The organism is Hymenobacter jeollabukensis (genome assembly GCF_005771675.1).
Taxonomy (GTDB): domain Bacteria; phylum Bacteroidota; class Bacteroidia; order Cytophagales; family Hymenobacteraceae; genus Solirubrum; species Solirubrum jeollabukense.
In genome coordinates this window covers 537676-556005 of the sequence record NZ_VAJM01000001.1, presented here as the reverse complement: position 1 = coordinate 556005, position 18330 = coordinate 537676, and the positions used below count along the sequence as shown (strand labels likewise).

General features: G+C 62.6%; 21 protein-coding genes. 11 read left to right on the top strand and 10 right to left on the bottom strand.

Annotation, left to right across the window (positions count from 1 at the left end):
- Positions 1 to 167: 167 nt before the first annotated feature.
- The 3 genes from FDY95_RS02465 to FDY95_RS02455 form a co-directional block, all read right to left on the bottom strand.
- On the bottom strand, positions 168 to 1541 hold the full coding sequence (locus FDY95_RS02465; RefSeq protein ID WP_138075122.1) for a sensor histidine kinase: 1374 nt from the start codon (positions 1539 to 1541) through the stop codon (positions 168 to 170).
- Positions 1542 to 1626: 85 nt separating this feature from the next.
- Entirely contained in the window at positions 1627 to 2310 is a 684-nt protein-coding gene (locus FDY95_RS02460) for a response regulator transcription factor (RefSeq protein WP_138075121.1), read from the bottom strand.
- Positions 2311 to 2404: 94 nt separating this feature from the next.
- Positions 2405 to 2746: a tetratricopeptide repeat protein gene (locus tag FDY95_RS02455; protein WP_138075120.1), complete on the bottom strand. Its 342-nt coding sequence runs from the start codon at positions 2744 to 2746 to the stop codon at positions 2405 to 2407.
- A gap of 73 nt (positions 2747 to 2819) precedes the next feature.
- On the opposite strand from FDY95_RS02455, the gene FDY95_RS02450 reads away from it, so the two are divergent.
- The 4 genes from FDY95_RS02450 (at position 2820) to FDY95_RS02435 (ending at position 6138) form a co-directional block, all read left to right on the top strand.
- On the top strand, positions 2820 to 3560 hold the full coding sequence (locus FDY95_RS02450; protein ID WP_138075119.1) for an electron transfer flavoprotein subunit beta/FixA family protein: 741 nt from the start codon (positions 2820 to 2822) through the stop codon (positions 3558 to 3560).
- A 108-nt stretch (positions 3561 to 3668) separates the two neighbouring features.
- Positions 3669 to 4646: an electron transfer flavoprotein subunit alpha/FixB family protein gene (locus FDY95_RS02445; RefSeq protein WP_138075118.1), complete on the top strand. Its 978-nt coding sequence runs from the start codon at positions 3669 to 3671 to the stop codon at positions 4644 to 4646.
- A gap of 120 nt (positions 4647 to 4766) precedes the next feature.
- Positions 4767 to 5408: a bifunctional nuclease family protein gene (locus FDY95_RS02440; protein WP_111476336.1), complete on the top strand. Its 642-nt coding sequence runs from the start codon at positions 4767 to 4769 to the stop codon at positions 5406 to 5408.
- A gap of 151 nt (positions 5409 to 5559) precedes the next feature.
- Positions 5560 to 6138, top strand: coding sequence for a YfiT family bacillithiol transferase (locus FDY95_RS02435; RefSeq protein ID WP_138075117.1), 579 nt, complete (start codon positions 5560 to 5562; stop codon positions 6136 to 6138).
- Between the two features lie 273 nt (positions 6139 to 6411).
- Here the strand turns inward: FDY95_RS02435 and FDY95_RS02430 are convergent, their stop codons facing one another.
- Positions 6412 to 7218, bottom strand: coding sequence for an ABC transporter ATP-binding protein (locus FDY95_RS02430; protein ID WP_138075116.1), 807 nt, complete (start codon positions 7216 to 7218; stop codon positions 6412 to 6414).
- Between the two features lie 97 nt (positions 7219 to 7315).
- Entirely contained in the window at positions 7316 to 8047 is a 732-nt protein-coding gene (locus FDY95_RS02425; protein ID WP_138075115.1) for an MlaE family ABC transporter permease, read from the bottom strand.
- Between the two features lie 83 nt (positions 8048 to 8130).
- On the opposite strand from FDY95_RS02425, the gene FDY95_RS02420 reads away from it, so the two are divergent.
- Positions 8131 to 8844, top strand: a complete 714-nt coding sequence (locus FDY95_RS02420) for an SDR family oxidoreductase (RefSeq protein WP_138075114.1) — start codon at positions 8131 to 8133, stop codon at positions 8842 to 8844.
- Between the two features lie 60 nt (positions 8845 to 8904).
- Here FDY95_RS02420 and FDY95_RS02415 read toward each other — a convergent pair whose 3' ends face one another.
- The gene (locus tag FDY95_RS02415) at positions 8905 to 9687 is read right to left on the bottom strand and encodes a GIN domain-containing protein (RefSeq protein ID WP_138075113.1); all 783 of its coding nucleotides are present in this window, start codon (positions 9685 to 9687) and stop codon (positions 8905 to 8907) included.
- Between the two features lie 27 nt (positions 9688 to 9714).
- On the opposite strand from FDY95_RS02415, the gene FDY95_RS02410 reads away from it, so the two are divergent.
- The 6 genes from FDY95_RS02410 (at position 9715) to gldG (ending at position 14496) form a co-directional block, all read left to right on the top strand.
- A complete protein-coding gene (locus FDY95_RS02410; RefSeq protein WP_138075112.1) occupies positions 9715 to 10413 on the top strand; it encodes an SDR family oxidoreductase in 699 nt (232 codons plus the stop codon).
- A 3-nt stretch (positions 10414 to 10416) separates the two neighbouring features.
- A complete protein-coding gene (locus tag FDY95_RS02405) occupies positions 10417 to 10614 on the top strand; it encodes a hypothetical protein (protein WP_138075111.1) in 198 nt (65 codons plus the stop codon).
- A 29-nt stretch (positions 10615 to 10643) separates the two neighbouring features.
- Positions 10644 to 10877, top strand: coding sequence for a hypothetical protein (locus FDY95_RS02400; RefSeq protein WP_138075110.1), 234 nt, complete (start codon positions 10644 to 10646; stop codon positions 10875 to 10877).
- Between the two features lie 20 nt (positions 10878 to 10897).
- Positions 10898 to 11824 (top strand): gliding motility-associated ABC transporter ATP-binding subunit GldA, encoded by a 927-nt coding sequence (gldA, locus tag FDY95_RS02395; RefSeq protein ID WP_138075109.1) that lies wholly within the window; start codon positions 10898 to 10900, stop codon positions 11822 to 11824.
- Positions 11825 to 12013: 189 nt separating this feature from the next.
- Positions 12014 to 12739: a gliding motility-associated ABC transporter permease subunit GldF gene (gene gldF, locus FDY95_RS02390; protein WP_138075108.1), complete on the top strand. Its 726-nt coding sequence runs from the start codon at positions 12014 to 12016 to the stop codon at positions 12737 to 12739.
- 17 nt (positions 12740 to 12756) lie between these two features.
- Entirely contained in the window at positions 12757 to 14496 is a 1740-nt protein-coding gene (gldG, locus tag FDY95_RS02385) for a gliding motility-associated ABC transporter substrate-binding protein GldG (RefSeq protein WP_138075107.1), read from the top strand.
- 188 nt (positions 14497 to 14684) lie between these two features.
- Here gldG and FDY95_RS02380 read toward each other — a convergent pair whose 3' ends face one another.
- The 4 genes from FDY95_RS02380 to FDY95_RS02370 form a co-directional block, all read right to left on the bottom strand.
- On the bottom strand, positions 14685 to 15011 hold the full coding sequence (locus tag FDY95_RS02380; protein WP_138075106.1) for a hypothetical protein: 327 nt from the start codon (positions 15009 to 15011) through the stop codon (positions 14685 to 14687).
- Between the two features lie 52 nt (positions 15012 to 15063).
- Entirely contained in the window at positions 15064 to 15198 is a 135-nt protein-coding gene (locus tag FDY95_RS27095; RefSeq protein ID WP_171025490.1) for an IS4/Tn5 family transposase DNA-binding protein, read from the bottom strand.
- A gap of 731 nt (positions 15199 to 15929) precedes the next feature.
- The gene (locus FDY95_RS26195; RefSeq protein ID WP_171025489.1) at positions 15930 to 16106 is read right to left on the bottom strand and encodes a cyclic-phosphate processing receiver domain-containing protein; all 177 of its coding nucleotides are present in this window, start codon (positions 16104 to 16106) and stop codon (positions 15930 to 15932) included.
- Between the two features lie 42 nt (positions 16107 to 16148).
- A complete protein-coding gene (locus FDY95_RS02370) occupies positions 16149 to 18242 on the bottom strand; it encodes a hypothetical protein (RefSeq protein ID WP_138075104.1) in 2094 nt (697 codons plus the stop codon).
- Positions 18243 to 18330: the final 88 nt, after the last annotated feature.

Below are 18330 nucleotides of genomic sequence, written 5' to 3'. Positions count from 1 at the left end.
GAACGGCTTTTTTTTCTGGAAAAGTCGGTTTTTAGGCTGTTAAAGGGCTTTTTTGAAACGCTCCAGAGTCAGCTTTTTTTAGAAAGTAAGCGGCGCGGTGCAAACAACAGACGCGTGGCTTGGCCGAATCAGCCGTGGCATACCGCCCCTCTGAGGCCAATTCGGCGCTAGCCCGCCGCCGGCTCAAATACCACCTCGGCCACCGTGCCGCCGTCCGGGCGGGGCCGGAGCGTTAGCTGCCCGCCGTGCCGCCCGATGATGTTCAGCGCCAGCGGCAGCCCCACGCCGTGGCCCACCACCTGGCGCGAGTTGTCGCCGCGGAAGAAAGGCTGAAACAGCCGGGCAAAATCCTTTTCGGCAATGCCGATGCCCCGGTCGAGTACGCGCAGGCGCAGGATGCGCGGGGCTTGGTATTCAAGGCGGAGCTCCACCGGCTGCTCGTCGGGGGAGTATTTCAGGGCATTTTCCACCAGGTTGCTCACCGCCCGCAGCAGCAGGGAGCGGCTGCCGCGCACCACCAGCTGGTCGGCGTCGTCGGGCAGCTCACCCAGCTGCACCTGCACCCGGCGCCGTTGCTCGGCCGGCAGTCCGTCGCGCACTTCCCACACCAGCTCGTCGAGGCGGATTTCCTCGGCCTGGGGCAGCGCGGAGTCGTCCTGGGCCAGTTCCAGCAGGTTGTTGACCAGCACCCGGAACTGCTGCAGCTCCGCCAGCACCGAGCCCAGGGCTTCGCGATAGGCGGGGGCGTCCCGCTCGCGGGCCAGCAGCACCTGCAATTCGCCGATGGTGGCCGTGAGTGGGGTGCGCAGCTCGTGGGAGGCATTGCGCACGAAGGTGCCCTGGCCCTCGAACGAGTCCTCCAGCCGCTGCAGCATGCGGTTGAAGGTGCGGGCCAGGCGCGAAATTTCGTCGGGCTTCTCGTTCTGGCCTTCGTCGAGGCGCAGGTGCAGGTCGCGGGCCGTAATGCGCTCCACCTGGTCGTTGATGTCGGCAATGGGGGTGAGGGCCCGGCCCGCAAACACGCGCCCGGCCACGTAAGTCAGCAGCAGACTGATGACGAACACGGCCGCCAGCGAGAAGGTCATGTACTCGGTGCGGTCCTGCCCGGAGGCGTTCTGGGCCGCCGCCACGATGACAAACTCGCCCTGGTTGTCGCGGTAGAAAATGCCCACGGCCTGCCGCCGCCCCATGTTGAAGAACACCTCCTTTTCGGCCACGATGCGCGCCAGCAGCTCATCCGATACCTTGATTCGCTCGTCTTCCTCGATGAACGTCGGCTCCATCTTCGAGTCGTAGACCTGCAGAATCTCGTTGGGCAGCGTCTGCATAAAGCGGCGCTGAAAATCCCGAAACGCGGCGGCCCGCATCTCGTCGCGCTCCAGAAAGATGTAGCCCGTCACGTCGGCCCGGTCGCGCAGGCGGTCATTAAACTGCTCGTGGGTGTAGTCGGCGTGGATGATGAGCGTAGCCGACAGCGCCCCGAGCAGAATAACGCCCACCAGGCCCACGAACAGCAGCGTCAGGCGGTTACGAATGGTCATTGTGGTGAAATAGTGAAATGGTGAGTTTGATGTGCAGGTAAACAGGAGGTCAGAACGGCACTCACTATTTCACTATCTCACCATTTCACCGCTCGTCTTCCCGCATCACGTAGCCCATGCCTACCACGGTGTGGATCAGCTTGGTGGGGAAGGGCTTGTCGACTTTGTTGCGCAGGTAGTTCACGTACACGTCGATGACGTTGGAGCCCGCGTCGAAGGAGTCTTCCCAGCTGTGCTCGGCTATTTCGGCCCGGCTGAGCACGCGGCCCTGGTTGCGCAGCAGCAGCTCCAGCAGGGCAAACTCGCGGGCCGTCAGCTTGAGCGGCTGCCCGGCCCGGGTCACGGTTTTGGCGGCCGTGTCCAGCGTGAGGTCGGCCAACGTCAGGGTGGCGCCCTTCACGCCGTGCCCCCCGCGGCGGCGGGTGAGGGCCCGCACCCGGGCCAGCAGCTCCGGAAAGTCGAAGGGCTTGACCAGGTAATCGTCGGCCCCGGCGTTGAAGCCCTCCAGCTTGTCGGTGGTGGTGCCCAGGGCGGTGAGCATGAGCACCGGCACGTCCTGGTCGCGCTGCCGGATGGTTTTGAGCACCTCAAAGCCGCTCATGCCGGGCAGAATCACGTCCAGGATAATCAGATCGAAGCTGTGCCCCAGGGCCAGCCGGGCGCCGAAAGTGCCGTCGTAGGCCACCTCCACGTCGAAATGCTCTTCTTCCAGCCCTTTCCGAATGAAGGCTGATACCTTGGGTTCGTCCTCGACGAGCAATATTTTCATCGTGTGGGGCTGGGCTAGGTGTATCGTCCGCACCGTGCGCGCTACGGCCCGCACGGCCCATTTGTCGAAAAATGTTAGGCGTGCCGAATAAATTTTAGTCGTCCTCGTAGTCCAGTCCGAGTACGTTATTGAGGGCGCCCTGCAGCTCCGAAGCGGCGTGCATCTGCCCGGCTTTACGGGCCACGGTGAGGCCCGTACGCAGGATGTTTTCGGCTTCTTCCACGTGCCCCTGTTCCTGCCGGAGCTTGCCGGCGTGGTAGTAAGTGCCCACGTAATCAGGGTGTTCCGTCAGGAGCTTCTGGTAGTACTGCCAGGCCGTGTCCGGGTCGCCGGCCGAGCGGTACTCGGTGGCCAGCGCGTACACGGTAAAGGCGTCGGTCGGGTCTTCCTTGTAGAAGGTGAGCAGTTGCTCCAGGCGGCTAGGTGCGGTTTCCATCGGCGGGATTTTCCAGTATCTTCGGCCCGAAATTAGGGCATTGCCCGCATCTTCTGACCCTTAAGTCGACCTGATGAAGTTCCTCGTTTGCATTAGCAACGTCCCGGACACGACGACCAAAATCACGTTTACCCCGGATAATAAGGAGTTTAACAAGGCGGGCGTGCAGTTCGTCATCAATCCGTGGGATGAGTATGCACTCACTCGCGCCATTGAGCTCAAAGAAGCCCAGGGCAGCGGCACCGTCACGGTGCTCAACGTCGGGGAAGCCGACACCGAACCCAACATCCGCAAAGCCCTGGCCATCGGTGCCGACGACGCCATCCGCGTCAACGCCGCCCCCAAAGACGCCTGGTTTGTGGCCCAGCAGATTGCCCACTACGCCAAGGAAGGCGGCTACGAGGTCATCCTGATGGGCAAGGAAAGCATCGACTACAACGGCTTTCAGGTGCACGGCATGGTGGGTGAGCTTCTCGGCATTCCCACGGTAGCCCCGGCCATGAAGCTCGACATGAGCGGCAACACCGCCACGCTAGAGCGCGAAATCGAAGGCGGCAAGGAAATCGTGGAGGTTGCGGCCCCGTTCGTGGCCTCGTGCCAGCAGCCGATGTGCGAACCCCGCATCCCGAACATGCGCGGCATCATGACGGCCCGCACCAAGCCGCTGAAAGTGGTGGAAGCCGTGGGCGAAGGCGCCGCTACGGCCGTGGCCGAGTACCAGCTGCCGCCCAAGAAGCAGGGCGTGAAGCTCATCGACGCCGCCAATGCCGGCGAGCTGATCAAGCTGCTGCGCAACGAAGCCAAAGTCATCTAAGAATCAATTAATAATTAATAATGAAGAATTAATAATTGGTTTGACCGTCAATGCGGCAGGCTAATCATAATTCTTAATTATTAATTATTAATTCTTAATTGTAGAACCATGTCTGTTCTCGTAGTAGTAGAATGCGATAAGGGCGAAGTGAAAAAATCTTCGCTGGAAGTAGCGTCGTACGGCGCGCAGGTGGCCCAGATGCTCGGCACCACGGCTACGGCCGTGGCCGTGGGCGAGGCCACCGAAGCCAACCTGGCCGCCCTGGGCGAGCAGGGCATCACGAAGGTGCTGTTCGACGCGGAGCCGCGCCTGAAGGACTTCGTCAACGGCGCCTACACCAAGCTGATTGCCGCCGCCGCCGATAAGGAGCAGGCCAAGGTAATCGTGCTGGCCAACTCCAACATCGGGGCTTCGGTCGGCTCGCGCCTGGCGGTGCGCCTGAAGGCTTCCCTGGCCACCAACGTGGTGGAACTGCCCAAAACCGACGGCGGCCAGTTCACGGTGAAGCGCGGCGCCTTCTCGGGCAAGGCCTTCGCCGATGTGACCCTGTCGGGCGACCGGAAAATCATTGCCGTTAAGAAAAACAGCATCGAAGCCCAGCACAACGGCGGCCAGACCGCCCAGGTGGAGTCGTTCACGGCCCAGCTGTCCGACGCTGACTTCGCCGACGCGCCCAAGCAGGTGATTATGCAGGATCAGGCCGGCGGCATTCTGCTGCCGGAAGCCGACAAAGTGGTATCGGGTGGCCGCGGCATGAAGGGCCCGGAGAACTGGCACCTCATTGAGGACCTGGCCAAGGCGCTGGGTGCGGCTACGGCCTGCTCCAAGCCGGTGTCGGACGTTGACTGGCGCCCCCACCACGAGCACGTGGGCCAGACGGGCATCACCGTGTCGCCGAACTTGTATATTGCCTGCGGCATCTCGGGCGCCATCCAGCACTTGGCCGGCGTCAACTCGTCGAAGGTTATCGTGGTCATCAACAAGGACCCCGAGGCTCCCTTCTTCAAGGCCGCCGACTACGGCATCGTGGGCGACGTGTTTGAGGTGCTGCCCAAGCTGACCCAGGCCGTCAAGGAGCTGGGCTAGCCGAGTGACTGCGCAAAAAGTGCGGGCGGGAAAAAATCAGCTAACATTTTCCCCCCGCTCGCATTATTGCGTTAGAAGCAATTCAGTCACCCATCACCCATTCGCATACATTTCTCCCTCGTGAAGAAAATTCAGCTCGAAATTCTGGGCTTGTCCTCCAGCCAGTCGCAATCGGGGTCGTTTGCCCTGATTCTGGGTGAAAAGCACGGCAACCGCCGCCTGCCCATCATCATTGGCATGTTTGAGGCGCAGAGCATTGCCATCCAGATCGAGAAAATCAACCCCAACCGTCCGCTCACCCACGACCTGTTCAAGTCGTTTGCCGAGCAGGTACACGTGACCATCCTGGAGGTGCTCATCTCCGACCTGAAGGAAGGCGTGTTCTACTCCAAAATCGTGTGCTCCGACGGGGCCACCACGTTTGAGCTGGACTCGCGGCCTTCCGACGCCATTGCCATCGGCCTGCGCTTCGGCGTGCCGATTTACACGGTGGAAAGCGTGATGAGCGAAGCCGGTATCATCCTCTCCGACCTCGACGAAGGCGCCGAAACCGACGACGAGGACGATGACGACGAGGACGACGACACCCCGAGCACCCCGCGCAGCGAGGTGGCCGAGCACAAGGAGCCCTCGGGCCAGGTGTCGCAGGAAGAGCTGACCAAGATGCTGGCCCAGGCGCTGGAGCGCGAGGACTACGAGAAGGCCGCCAAAATCCGCGACGAGCTAAACAAGCGCGGCGACAAGGACAAAGGCCACGAATAGCGGCCTGGCCGGCTGTTCCAGTCGTTTGATCCAGAAACAAAGCGGCCCGTTTCCGGCAAGGAAACGGGCCGCTTTGCGTATTGCCGGCAGGAGGGAAGCACCTATCGGTTGGCCGCAATTCCGTAGACTTGCGGCGCTTAATTTTGCCCCTATGTCGACTCCCGAAACCCAACCTGCCGCCGAGCAGGACCTGCGCTACCCCATTGGCCACTACCAACTGCCCGAGCAGCCGCTGACGGCCGAGCAGCGCCACGGCTACATTCAGCAGCTGATGGCTTTGCCCACCGAGCTGCGCATGGCCCTCGATGGCCTTAGCGGGGAGCAGTTTGATACGCCCTACCGTCCGGGCGGCTGGACGGTGCGCCAGGTGCTGCACCACCTGCCCGACTCGCACGTGAACAGCTACACCCGCTTCCGGCTGGCTCTGACCGAGGACAACCCCACCATCCGGCCCTACAACGAAGCCGCCTGGGCCCAGCTGCCCGACGTGACCATCGTGCCGCCCGACGTGTCGCTGATCCTGCTCGACGCGCTGCACGCCCGCTGGGTGGTGCTGCTCAGCCAGCTCACCGACGAGCAGTGGCAGCGCACCTGGTACCACCCGGCAACGGAGCAGACGATTCGCCTCGACCAAGCCCTAGTGCTGTACGCCTGGCACGGCCGGCACCATATTGCGCACATCACCAGCCTGCGCAAGCGCATGGGCTGGGGCAACTTCCAGCAGGGATAAGCAAGCGGCTGCCCCGGCCGTCATTGCGAGCGAAGCGCGGCAACCGCAGGAAGGCGTAGCCAATCTTTCCTCCAGTAGCACCGCCGCTACAACTGGCAGAAACCCAAAACAGCACCGCCCGAAACCAGCGTTACTTGGTTTCGGGCGGCGCCATTGTTACTCAGTCGACTTTCGGTTTGCAGGCATTGCATCGGCGGCACATTGGCCAGGACCGATTGCTTCGCGCTGCTCGCAATGACGGCCAGTGCTGCCGTCTGCTTGTGTTGCCGATGGCTAGATGTCCTTCGAGGGTTCCTGGCGGATTTCCTCCAGGCTGCCGCCTTCCATTTCGATGCGCTTGGCGGCGCGCACCAGGCTGCTGCTGAAGATGAATTCCTTCAGCTCGGGCACCTGGGCGTTGAGAATTTCATCCTTGGTGCCGTCCCAAAGCTTCTGGCCCTTGTGCAGGTACACGATATGGTCGCCGATTTCCACCACTGAGTTCATGTCGTGGGTGATGATGACGGTGGTGATGTTGTACTCGTGGGTAATTTCGTAGATCAGCTCGTCGATTTTGATGCTGGTGAGCGGGTCGAGGCCGGAGTTGGGCTCGTCGCAGAACAGGTAGGTACAGTTCGGGGCAATGGCGCGGGCAATGCCCACGCGCTTCTTCATGCCGCCCGACAGCTCGGAGGGCATCTTGTTGCCGGCCGCTTCGAGGCCCACGCGCTTCAGGCAGAACTCCACCCGGTCGCGCCGCTCGGCCCGGCTCATGTCGGGCGTGAGCATCTTCAGCGGAAATTCCACGTTCTCGAACACGTTCATCGAGTCGAACAACGCCGAGGCCTGGAACAGCATCCCGATCTGCTTCCGGATTTCCTGGCGGATTTCCACCTTGTTGTTGGTGAAGATGGTGCCGTCGAAGGTGATGGAGCCGATGTCGGGCTTGAGCAGGCCCACGATGCACTTGAGCAGCACCGATTTGCCGGTGCCCGAGCCCCCGAGCACCAGGTTGCACTTGCCAGTCTCGAAGGTGCAGGTGACGCCCTTCAGAATGGGCGCGTCGCCGAAGGATTTATGGACGTTGTGAATTTCGATCATGTCACAAGTGGTGAGATTGTGAGGTGGTGAAGTGGTGAGTGTCGTTTAGGCTTCCCAAACGTTAAACTCACCACTTCACCAGCTCACCATTTCACCTTTAAAGGAGCGTGTAGGCCAGGACGAAGTCGCCGATCAGGATGGCAATGATGGAGTGCGTGACGGCCGTGGTGCTGCTGGCGCCCACTTCCAGCGCGCCGCCTACGGTGAAGTAGCCGCGGTAAGCCGAAATGGCCGATACCAGGAAGGCAAACACCACCGACTTGATCAGCGCAAACACGATGTTGTAGGGAATAAACGTGTCGCGGATGCCTTCCACGTATTCCTGGGCGGTCATGGCGCCGGAGAGCGTGCCGGCCAGGTAGCCGCCCAGAATCGAGAGGACCATGGCCAGGATAACCAGCAGCGGAAACGTGATGATGGAGCCCAGAATGCGCGGCAGCACCAGGTAGTTGCTGGAATTGATGCCCATGACCTCCAGGGCGTCGATTTGCTCGGTGATGCGCATGGTGCCCAGGCCGCCGGCAATGCTGCTGCCCACCTTGCCCGCTAGCACGATGCTGGTGATGGTGGGGGCCAGCTCCAGAATGGTCATTTCGCGCACCATGTAGCCGATGGTCGACTTCGGAATGAGCGGGTTGATGAGGTTGTAGGCAATCTGCACGCAGGTTACGGCCCCGATAAAGGCGGAAACGATGCTGACGATGAGAATCGAATCGATGCCGATGAGCACGGCTTCGTCGAGGGTGCGGTTCCAGATAACTTTGACGCGCTCGGTGCGCACGAGCATGCTCTGCAGGAAAAGCAGAAATTGGCCGAAAACTTTGACCATAGTAGGGGCTGGAGAGAAAAAATGAAACCGCCGGAGCGGTGCGAGCTTACATACGTACAAACCGCGAAACAATCTTACGCGATATGCAGAAAACAATTGTGGTGACGGGCGGCAGCAAGGGCATTGGCCGCGCCATTCTGGAACGTTTTGCCCGCGCCGGCTGGCGCCTGGTCACCTGCGCCCGCTCGGCCGAAGACCTCGACGCGCTGCGCACCGATTTGGAGCAACAATTCCCGGACGCCGAGGTTCAGGCCCTGCCCGCCGACCTGAGCAAGCCCAACGAAGCCCGCCGCTTCGTGGATTTCGTGCTCGGCCTGGGCGGCGACGTGGACGTGCTGGTCAACAACGCCGGCTCCTTCGTGCCCGGCCGCCTGCAGGACGACGCCGCTGATGGCTCGACCCTGCGCGACATGCTGGCCGTGAACCTGCTGAGCACCTACGACGTGACCCGCGGCCTGCTGCCGCAGCTGTTGGCGCAACCGGCGGCGCACATTTTCACCATGTGCTCCACCGCCAGCCTAGTGCCGTACCCCAACGGCGGCTCCTACGGGGTGGCCAAGTTTGCCCTCTACGGCCTGACCAAAAACCTGCGCGAGGAGTTGAAGCTCACCAACGTGCGCGTGACGGCCGTGCTGCCCGGCGCCACCTACACCGCCAGCTGGGAAGGCGTAGAGCTGCCCCGGGAGCGGTTTATCCGGGCCGAAGACGTGGCCGAAGCCGTGTTCAGCACCTGGAGCCTCTCACCCCAGGCCGTGGTGGAGGAGCTACTGATCCGGCCCCAGCTGGGAGATATTTGAGGGCAATGAGCAATTATCAATAAGCAATGAACAATAGGGAATACACCCTTGCGCCATTGTTCATTGGCTTACCGCCCGGCCTTTACCCGTCACGCTGATGTCTTTCTGCGCGGCGGAGCCATTGTAGTACAGGCTGCCATTGCCGGCCACGCGGGCGCCGAGGAAGTCGGTGACCAGCACGTGGGCGTCGCCGTCACCGAGCTTGTCCAGGTCGACGCTGGCGCGGCGGACGCGCAAGCCCTGGGCGTAGAGGCTGCCCAGGTCGCCGACGGTAGCCACCAGCTCGTCGGTGCGGCCGGAAAGGCGCATGTCGCCCAGCTCGTAGAGGTCGACCCACAGCCGCTTGCTTTCGACTTCGAACTCCACATCGCCGGCGCGGGCCAGGTGCAGAAAAAGTGTGTCCTGGCGGAAAACGCCCTGGGTGCGCAGGGTTTTCTCGCCGGTATGAAACACGTCGGTGAGGCGCGGGGTGTGCAGCGTGACTTGCCGGGGCACGTCGTAGCGGCGCACCCAGTTGCAGCGGCTGGTGTTGCGGATGGTCAGCGTGCCGTCCTGCTCGGTCAGCTCCAGGTCTTCCTGCAGGTTCTGGCCGGTGCGCACCAGGGCGTAGGTTTCCGCGTCCTGCACCACGGTTACTTCCACGTTGTCGTAGAGGCGCAGCACCCGGAACGGGGCCAGCTCGCGCCGCTCCTCCGTCACCTTGCCGCTGCTCTTGAAACAGTCGCCCTCGTGGTCTTTGCGGCAGCCGCCGAGCAGCACGGCCGCCACCAGCAGGGCCGGGGCCGCGTATGCCCCTAGCCGGAGGCGCGTGCTATCTTGCGCGCCCGTTTTGCAGCGGTTCATCAACACTTTTTCCAACCTAACAACATCATGGATCTGAACGGCAAGGTAGCCATTGTCACGGGCGTCAGCAAAGGCATCGGGCTGGCCACGGCGGAGCTGCTGCTCCAGCGCGGAGCCGTGGTGGCCGGCTGGGGCCGCAGCCGGCCCGCCGGGCTGCAGCACGAGCGGTTTTCGTTTTTCGAGTGCGACGTGCGCGACGAAGTGCAGGTGCAGGAAACCCTGACCAACACGCAGCGGGAGCTGGGCCCGGATATTCACGTGCTCGTCAACAACGCCGGCCTGGGCATTTCGGGCGCCGTCGACGGCTTCAGTTCCGCCGACTGGCACCAGATGTTCGATACCAACGTGCACGGGCTGTTCTACTGCACCAAGGCCGTGCTGCCGCCGATGAAACGCCAGCAGCTGGGCCACATCGTCAATATTTCGTCCATTGCCGGCCTGACGGGCATCGAAATGATGGCCGGCTACTGCGCCACCAAGTATGCGGTGCGCGGCTTTTCGCACTCCATCTTCAAGGAAGTGCGCAAGGACGGCATCAAGGTCACCTGCCTGTATCCCGGCTCCACGCAGACCAACTTCTTCGACGACATTCCCGGCACCACGGCCAACGAGCACATGATGCAGCCCGCGGACATTGCCGGCGCCATTGTTTACGCCCTCGAAACACCGTTCAACTTCCACGTCGTGGACATGGAAATGCGGCCCCTGCAACCCAAAGGCCGCTAAGCCGTGTTGCTGATCTGGGCCGCGTCGGTGCTGCTGCTCTGGTACACGCTGCGCCAGTACCGGGCCGCCCGGCCGCCGCGCCGGCCGGTGCTGCGGACGTTCGTTTTCCTGGCCCTGGCCTGGATTGTGCTGCTCGGCATCTGGGTGATTTTCCCGCTGGTGGCTTCCTGGGTCGGGGAGTACCTGCTGCGGAAGCCGTAAATAGTTGTCTGACTGATAGCGGATTTAATATGGGCCAGAAGTGGAAATTGCCGCTGCCGCAGGCGCAGGAAAACGGCACGGATTACCTGGTGGCGGAAGACGACATCGACGGCACGGGCGGCGCCTACGTCTACTACCTGAGCACCATCAACCCCGCGCAGGGCTTCGACAGCTGGCACGAAACCCTGGCCGAGGCCCTGGATATGGCGGCCGAGTATGGCTGCAGCCTCGAAGATTGGCAATCCATGCCGCCCGAGGCTTAACGGACGTGTATCTTCGCGCAATGGTTGAAATTTCTCACCTGACCAAGCTCTTCGGTTCGCAGGCCGCCGTCAATGACATTTCGTTTACGGCCGGCCGGGGCGAAATCCTGGGCTTCCTGGGCCCGAACGGCGCCGGCAAGTCCACCACCATGAAAATTGCCACCGGCTACCTGCCGCCCAGCAGCGGCACGGTGCGCGTGGCCGATTTCGACGTGGTGGAGCAGCCCCTGGAAGTGCGCCGCCGCGTGGGCTACCTGCCCGAGCACAACCCGCTCTACCTCGACATGTACGTGCACGAGTACCTCGACTTCATCGGCCGCGTGCACGGCCTGGGGGGCAGCGCGCTGCGCCAGCGGGTGCAGGAGCTGGTGGGCCGCGTGGGCCTCACCCGCGAGCAGAACAAGCAGATCGGGGCCCTCTCGAAGGGCTACCGGCAGCGCGTGGGGCTGGCCCAGGCCCTGATTCACGACCCGCAGGTACTCATCCTCGACGAGCCCACCACCGGCCTCGACCCCAACCAGATTGGCGAAATCCGCACGCTGATCCGGGAGCTGGGCCAGGATAAAACGGTCATTTTTAGCACCCACATCCTGCCCGAAGTGCAGGCCCTCTGCGACCGGGTGGTCATCATCAGCCGCGGGCAGCTGGTGGCCGATGCGCCCGTGCGCGAGCTGGCCGGCCTCACCAAGGGCGGCGCCGTCATCCGCGCCGAGTTCGAGGGCCCGATCGACCCGGCCCCGCTCTGGCAGCTGCCCGGCGTGAAAGCCGTCGAGCAGGGGCAGGGCGGCGCCTGGATTATCCGCACCGAAGGCAAGGGCGACCAGCGCCGCGCCATTTCGCAGCTGGCCGCCCAGCAGGGCTGGCTGCTGCTCGGGCTGCGCCAGGAAGAACAGTCGCTGGAGCAGGTGTTCCAGGAACTGACGACCTCCACCAAATCTGAAAAGTAAGAACGTCAACTCCCCTCCTTTTTTCAAGGAGGGGTGGCCGAAGGCCGGGGTGGTTTTCGGCAGTGAACGTCAGGCGTCCGGTAGATTACTATCTGACGTGAAACCACCCCAGCCAACGCTGGCGCGTTGGCGTCCCCTCCTTCAAAAAGGAGGGGAGTTTACCGTCCTATCATCAGCACATTCCTCTGAATGTTCGCCGTCCTTCGCAAAGAATTCAACGCCTTTCTCAACTCCCCGGTGGCCTACGTGGTGCTCGGGGTGTTTCTGGTGGCCACCGGCCTGTTCGTGTGGGTCTTCCCCGATAGCAGCGTGCTCGACTACGGCTTTGCCGACCTGCAGACACTGTTCAACCTCGCGCCCTGGATTTTCCTGTTCCTGATTCCGGCCATTACCATGCGCACCTTCGCCGAGGAGAAGAAGGCCGGCACCATCGAGCTGCTGCTCACCCGCCCGCTCACCGACGGGCAATTGGTAGGAGGGAAGTACCTGGCCTGCCTGCTGCTGGCCCTGCTGGCGCTGGTGCCCACGCTGCTCTACTACTACTCCGTCTACCAGCTCGGCTCCCCGCAGGGTAACATCGACTCGGCCGCCTTTGCCGGCTCGCTCATCGGCCTGGCCCTGCTGGCCGCCGTCTTCGCCGCCATCGGTGTGCTGGCCTCGGCCCTCACGCGCGACCAGATCATTGCCTTCCTCGTCGCCGTGGTCGGCTGCTTCCTGGTCTACTCCGGCTTCGATTCGCTGGCCTCGCTCTTCGACGGCGGTCCGGCCTACTACATCGGCCAGCTCGGTATTGCGGCCCACTACCGCGACTTGAGCAAAGGCCTCATCGACTCCCGCGACCTGCTGTATTTCTTTTCCGTGGTAGCCGCCATGCTGCTGGCTACCCGCCTCGTGCTGCGTAGCCGCAACTGGTAACCCGGACTTTCTGACGCATGGAAACCACTCCCGCCGCCACTTCGCCCGCCCCGGTTGCCCCCGCTTCCTCCCGCAAGCAGCGCGACCTGCTCCGCTTCGGCCTTGTCCTGCTGGCGCTGCTGGTGCTCAACGTGCTGGCCCAGCAGTTCTTCGTCCGCCTCGACCTGACGGAGGACAAGCGCTACAGCATGGCTCCCGCCACCAAGCAGCTGCTCGAAACCGCCCCGGAGCCCATTACCGTGACGGTGTACCTGGCCGGCGACTTTCCGCCCGCCTTTCGCCGCCTCGCCCAGGCCACCCGCGAAACCCTCGACGAAATGCAGATTCACGCCGGCTCCAAGCTGCGCTACGTCTTCGTCGACCCCTCCGCCGCCAGCTCCGAGGCCGACCGCAACAAGGAGTACGCCCGCCTGGTGCAGAAAGGCCTGCGCCCCACCAACCTCGGCGCCAACGAGGGCGGCAAGCGGGTCGAGAAAATCATCTTCCCCTGGGCCACCATCACGGTGGGCAACCGCGAGGAAAACGTGCTGCTGCTGCGCGGCAACCAGGCCGCCCCGCCCGACGTGCGCCTCAACCAGAGCATCGAGGGCCTCGAATACGAGCTGGCCAGCGCCATCCGCCGCCTGGAACCCTCGAAGCGTAAGCTCATCGGCATCGTGGAGGGCCACGGGGAGCCGGATAATGAGCACGTAGCCGACCTTATCGGCACCCTGCAGCGCGACTACAACGTGTACCGCATCGACCTGAACAAGGTCACCGAGCAGAACATGAAGGCCCTCTCGGCCGTCATCGTGGCCAAGCCCGAACGCCCGTACTCCGACCCCGAGAAGTACCAGCTCGATAAGTTCATCACCGAGGGCGGCCGGGCGCTGTTCTTCGTGGATGCCATGCGCGTGAACCTCGACAGCGCCAACCGCGGCGGCATGCTCTCCTTCCCGCAGGAGTTGGGCCTGACCGACCTGCTGTTCACCTACGGCGTGCGCGTCAACGGGGACCTGATCCTGGACGTGAACTGCGGCCTGATTCCGCTGGTGACGGGCATGTCGGGCAACAAGCCGCAGGTGGAGCCCATGCCCTGGCCGTTCTACCCGGTCGTCAACAACTTCAGCCCGCACCCCATCACCCGCAACCTCGACGCGGTGTACCTCAAGTTCGTCAGCAGCATCGACACGGTGAAGGCCCGCGGCATCCGCAAAACCCCCCTGATGTTCACCTCGCGCTACACCCGCGTGCTGCCCGCCCCGGTGCCCATCAACCTCAATGACGCCCGCCTGCCCCCCGACCCCAAGCTGTACAAAAGCGGCCCCAAACCCGTCGGCTACCTGCTCGAAGGCCAGTTCCGCTCTCTCTTCGCCAACCGCGCCAAGCCCGGTACCACCCAATTCCTGCCCGCCCAGAGCCCCCAGGCCAAGCCCAGCAAAATCCTGCTCATCTCCGACGGCGACTTCGTGCGAAACGACGTGGACCCCAAAACCAAGCGCCCCCTGCGCCTGGGCTATGACCGCCTCGCCACCACCGAATTTGCCAACCGCGAGCTGACCCAGAACGCCGTCGACTACCTGCTCGACGAATCCGGCCTGATCGGCGTGCGCGGTAAGCAAATCACCCTGCGCCCCCTGGATAAGGTGAAAATCAACGCCGAGAAGCGCCAGTGGCAGCTGCTGAACCTGGGCGCCCCGCTGGCCTTGCTGGCCGTGTTCGGGCTGGTGCGGGCCTGGCTACGCAAGCGGAAGTACGCCTCCTTCGCCACCGAATAAAAGAAAAGCCCTTCCACCGGCTTATCCTTACCCAAATCTTAGAAGTGATTCTGCTTAATTGGGGCCTTCTGAGAAGGCGGACTAAATAGCACGTTAAGTGCCGTAGGGATTTACAGTGGCAGGACGCACATTTAGTACACCGAGGATAGGTGTCCGTTATGTTCAGACAAAAGGGCAGTTAGTTGGTCTTACCACCATTTTTCTATGCGGATAGCATTTAAAAAGAGGTAGATTCCGACAAAGAACACGGTCAAAAGCATGAAACCAATCCCATAGCCTAGGGCTTGGCGAAAGCGGCGGGTAACCAATTTCCAGCAGAAGAGCATTAGGTTAGCAGCCAAGCCGATGCCCGCCAGGGGTAGCAAGATCATGAGCGGGCCCAAAGTTGCGTAGCTACCCGACGTAGCGGCCACAGCCAGCCCGTCCACGAGTAAGAGGCCCCACACGACGCCGTTGAGACGCCACGCGCCGGCATGAATTCTAGCAGGAAACTCAGGAGTAGGTCTTGAAGACATAACGAACAAGAAGTAAAGCTAAAGTGTCCAATATACATTCATCTATGACCAGTCATCCTGGCTGCCGCGCCCAGCCGGCGGCCAAGCGGTAGACGCGGCGTGTACGCCGGACGTCGCCCAGTTGCACGGTGCCGAAATGCCGTTGCGCCCAGCCGACGGCATCCCCAAAATCAGTCGAAACCCTCATGCCCATCACTTACGAAAAAGCCGCCCCAGTCACTTAACCGGGGCGGCTTCGAGTTTTGGGTAAGGATAAGCCACCGGAAGGGCTTTTCTTTTATTCGGTTTTGTCACCTGGGTAATGAATCGTTGGTTGTGAGGCTCCTTGTAGAACGGATTATAGATCTATAAATTCTTCTTGCCCTATAGTTTTGAACTACATTGTAGTAGGCGTGATTTGAATACGGAAAGCTTGCAAGATAGAATCTACATTTGTTTATGACAAAGCCGTGTATCATCCACATGGTAGAGCCATTTTGGTATGTCTGCCCGGAACCGTCAACTGAAGGTATCTTAGGTGTTTTGCAACTGCGTTTGAATATTCTATGACCAACAGACTGTCTTATCTTTTTTATGCCTTTAAATTCTAATTTGCCTCCTTGCTCGACTAATTCAGGTGCCAATTCAAACAGGTATGAGTAGAACGCAGTCGGTGTTTTGACTATGAATATGTTTCTGTAATCATAAGGTATCTTATTGCGCCATTGTAATGAGCGCAACTGTAGTATACTTGAAATGGTATCTTCTTTGGTCATTTCTTCATAAAATATGGAATGATTGATTTTGCTACTTGTGCTTTGACTACACAATTTACTTGGTATAATAATGCACAATAGTGCTAAAGCCGATATGGTTAATTTTATTTGATTCATGAGCTTTGAGTTGTGGTAGCGTTGAAACAATGCGATAAGCCAAAGCTTACATGTGGCTGGTGTTGTCTTTGAGGTGTTCCTCCCGCCACCGCCGATAATTCTCCAGCAACCCCCGAATATTGGCCGCGCCCACCGGGTTGGCCGAATGCACGTTAAACCGCTCCACCAGCAGCTCCTGCTCCACCAGCCACTTAGCGCAGTCGTAGCCGCTGTAGAGACGCATATTTGCGTCTCGTCGTTGAACGACCAGCTGGTAACCTCCGCCTTACTCCACCGTCAGACGCAGGCGCTGCACGCCGGTGCCGCCGTCCCAGGTCAGCACGTAGAAGCCGGCGGGCAGATTCGTGAGCGGCAGGTCGAAAGCGGGCTGGTCGGTGGGGCCGGTGGCCGTGCGTACCGGGCGGCCCAGCGCGTCGAGCAGCTGCACGCGGGCGCGGCCGGCCGGGGCCAACGGCCCGCGCAGGTGCACCAGCCCGGTGGCGGGGTTGGGGTAGGCGCTGAGGGCCCCGGCTTCGCCCTGCACCGCCACCGCGGACGAGTACGCCACGGTGCCGTCCTGATCTACCTGGCGCAGGCGGAAGTAGCGCAGCCCTGCCACCGGGCGCGCGTCCTGGGCCTGGTAGTGGCGCAGGCTGGTGCTGTGGCCGGCGGCGGGCTGGCGCGTCAGCTCCTGCCAGGTGTTGATGCCGGCTTCCTGGCTTTCCACCGCGAAATAGGCCGCGTCCAGCTCCGAGGCCGTAGACCAGTTCAGCCGGGTGCCCTGGCCGGGCGCGTAGCGGGCCGTAAAGGCCACCAGCTCCACGGGCAGCGGGCAGGCGCTGGTAGCAGCATAGGCGGCGAAGGAGCAGCGCTGGGCCGCGGTGGCGCTGGTGCTGTAGCTGGTTTCGTCGCTGGCGGCGGCCAGGTCGGTGCCGGCGTCGAGGGTGCGGCGGGTGGTGCCCGTGGTCAGGGCAAAATTCATCACCCCGGTGCTGGAAATAATGTGCCCCAGCTGAATGCCGTGGCCCTGCTCGTGCAGGGCCACGCTTTGAAAGTCGGACTGCCCGCCGCCCGGCGTGCCGGTGCCGTAGTAGAAGTCGGCTGAGTTGGAAAACGTGTAGTCGGTTTCGGTCAGCACCCAGTAGAGGGTGCCGCCGCTGAAGCAGCCGCTGTAGTAGCTGCTGGTGACGCCCAGCACCCCGGCCGGCAGCGCCCCGAAGCTGACCAGATTTACCCCATCCTGGTTGGCCTGGGTCTGGCTGGCGTCGATGCTGCCGATAACGCGGTTGGCGCCGCCCTGGCAGGCCCAGGTAGCCAGGGCGGTTTCGAAGGCGGTGCGGGCGGCGGCCGGCACCGCCGTGCCCGCGGCCGCACTGGCGGTGTAGCGCAGCACGTAGCCGCCCGGGTTGGCGGTGCCGCCGGGACCCACCAGCCCGATGCGGTAGTTCTGGCCGCTGTCGTCGATGTTGGTGAGGGCGTAGGTGACGGTGAGGCTGGCGCTGCTGCCCGCGCTGCCGTCGCTGTTGACGACCGTTACCGGGCCGGTGCCGGCCGTGTTGCCGCTGGCGCTGTTGGAGGGCACCCGCACCCGGATCTGGGTGTCGCTCCAGGCCAGGTAGTCGCCGGCTAGAGGCTGGGTGGCGCCGGCGCCGCCGTTGTCGGCGTTGCGAAATGCCACGTAGCCCGTGCCCCGGCTGGCGTTGAAGCCCGAGCCGTTAATGGTCAGAATACCGGGGTTCGACGGCGTGGTAACGGTATTGGTGCCCGCCGGGAGGGCCGTCGGCGAGAGGCTGCTGATGCTGGGCGTGGCGGCGGGCCGGTGCGCGGCGGTCTGCGCCGCCCGTGCCCGCGCCGCCTCCAGGCCAGTGTTGGGCTGCACCGGGCGGGCGGTTTGGTTGGTCAGGACCGCGAGGGTGGGGTAGAGGCCGGCCCCGATGGCGGGGTAGCGGGCAAACGGGTCAGTGGCGGTGAGGGTGCCCAGGTCGTAGGCCAGCAACCCCTGGGGCCCGGCCGCCAGGCGCAGTGCGCCGGGGTGTTCGGGGTCGGGCTCCAGCAGGAAAATGCCCTGCTGCCCCGGCGCCGGGGTGAGCGAACCACTGACCACTTCGCGCCGCCGGCCCACGGTGCCGCCCGGCGTCAGCAGCTCCAGGGAGCTGGCCGCCGGGCCCTTGAGCACCGCGAATACCCGCAGCGTGGAGCGCGTGCCGATGCGGCCGCCGGGCCACAGCTCCGCCCGTTGCTCAACGATCTGCGCCTCCACCACCCGCGTGGCCAGTTGCACCCGTTCGGCCAGCGGTACCGGCGTCAGCAGGCAGCCCGATTGCGCCCGTGCCCCGACCGGGCCCAGAATCAGCATCCCCAGCACCCAGGCCAGGGCCATTCGGCAAACAGCAGTATTTCGTTTCATCGCGCCATCGTGATGACGCAAGATACATGGTTGGCTGCCGCCCCACTGACCCACGTTCAGC

Excerpts from the sequence above, each read along its gene's own strand:
- FDY95_RS02460 (WP_138075121.1), bottom strand. The coding sequence starts at position 2,310 with ATGAAAATATTGCTCGTCGAGGACGAACCCAAGGTATCAGCCTTCATT.
- gldA (WP_138075109.1), top strand. The coding sequence starts at position 10,898 with ATGGTTGAAATTTCTCACCTGACCAAGCTCTTCGGTTCGCAGGCCGCC.
- FDY95_RS02380 (WP_138075106.1), bottom strand. The coding sequence starts at position 15,011 with ATGTCTTCAAGACCTACTCCTGAGTTTCCTGCTAGAATTCATGCCGGC.
- FDY95_RS02410 (WP_138075112.1), top strand. The coding sequence starts at position 9,715 with ATGGATCTGAACGGCAAGGTAGCCATTGTCACGGGCGTCAGCAAAGGC.
- FDY95_RS27095 (WP_171025490.1), bottom strand. The coding sequence starts at position 15,198 with ATGAGGGTTTCGACTGATTTTGGGGATGCCGTCGGCTGGGCGCAACGG.
- FDY95_RS02430 (WP_138075116.1), bottom strand. The coding sequence starts at position 7,218 with ATGATCGAAATTCACAACGTCCATAAATCCTTCGGCGACGCGCCCATT.
- FDY95_RS02425 (WP_138075115.1), bottom strand. The coding sequence starts at position 8,047 with ATGGTCAAAGTTTTCGGCCAATTTCTGCTTTTCCTGCAGAGCATGCTC.
- FDY95_RS02455 (WP_138075120.1), bottom strand. The coding sequence starts at position 2,746 with ATGGAAACCGCACCTAGCCGCCTGGAGCAACTGCTCACCTTCTACAAG.
- FDY95_RS02435 (WP_138075117.1), top strand. The coding sequence starts at position 5,560 with ATGTCGACTCCCGAAACCCAACCTGCCGCCGAGCAGGACCTGCGCTAC.
- FDY95_RS02445 (WP_138075118.1), top strand. The coding sequence starts at position 3,669 with ATGTCTGTTCTCGTAGTAGTAGAATGCGATAAGGGCGAAGTGAAAAAA.
- gldG (WP_138075107.1), top strand. The coding sequence starts at position 12,757 with ATGGAAACCACTCCCGCCGCCACTTCGCCCGCCCCGGTTGCCCCCGCT.
- FDY95_RS02415 (WP_138075113.1), bottom strand. The coding sequence starts at position 9,687 with ATGAACCGCTGCAAAACGGGCGCGCAAGATAGCACGCGCCTCCGGCTA.
- FDY95_RS02450 (WP_138075119.1), top strand. The coding sequence starts at position 2,820 with ATGAAGTTCCTCGTTTGCATTAGCAACGTCCCGGACACGACGACCAAA.
- FDY95_RS02400 (WP_138075110.1), top strand. The coding sequence starts at position 10,644 with ATGGGCCAGAAGTGGAAATTGCCGCTGCCGCAGGCGCAGGAAAACGGC.
- FDY95_RS02420 (WP_138075114.1), top strand. The coding sequence starts at position 8,131 with ATGCAGAAAACAATTGTGGTGACGGGCGGCAGCAAGGGCATTGGCCGC.
- FDY95_RS26195 (WP_171025489.1), bottom strand. The coding sequence starts at position 16,106 with ATGCGTCTCTACAGCGGCTACGACTGCGCTAAGTGGCTGGTGGAGCAG.
- FDY95_RS02465 (WP_138075122.1), bottom strand. The coding sequence starts at position 1,541 with ATGACCATTCGTAACCGCCTGACGCTGCTGTTCGTGGGCCTGGTGGGC.
- gldF (WP_138075108.1), top strand. The coding sequence starts at position 12,014 with ATGTTCGCCGTCCTTCGCAAAGAATTCAACGCCTTTCTCAACTCCCCG.
- FDY95_RS02370 (WP_138075104.1), bottom strand. The coding sequence starts at position 18,242 with ATGGCCCTGGCCTGGGTGCTGGGGATGCTGATTCTGGGCCCGGTCGGG.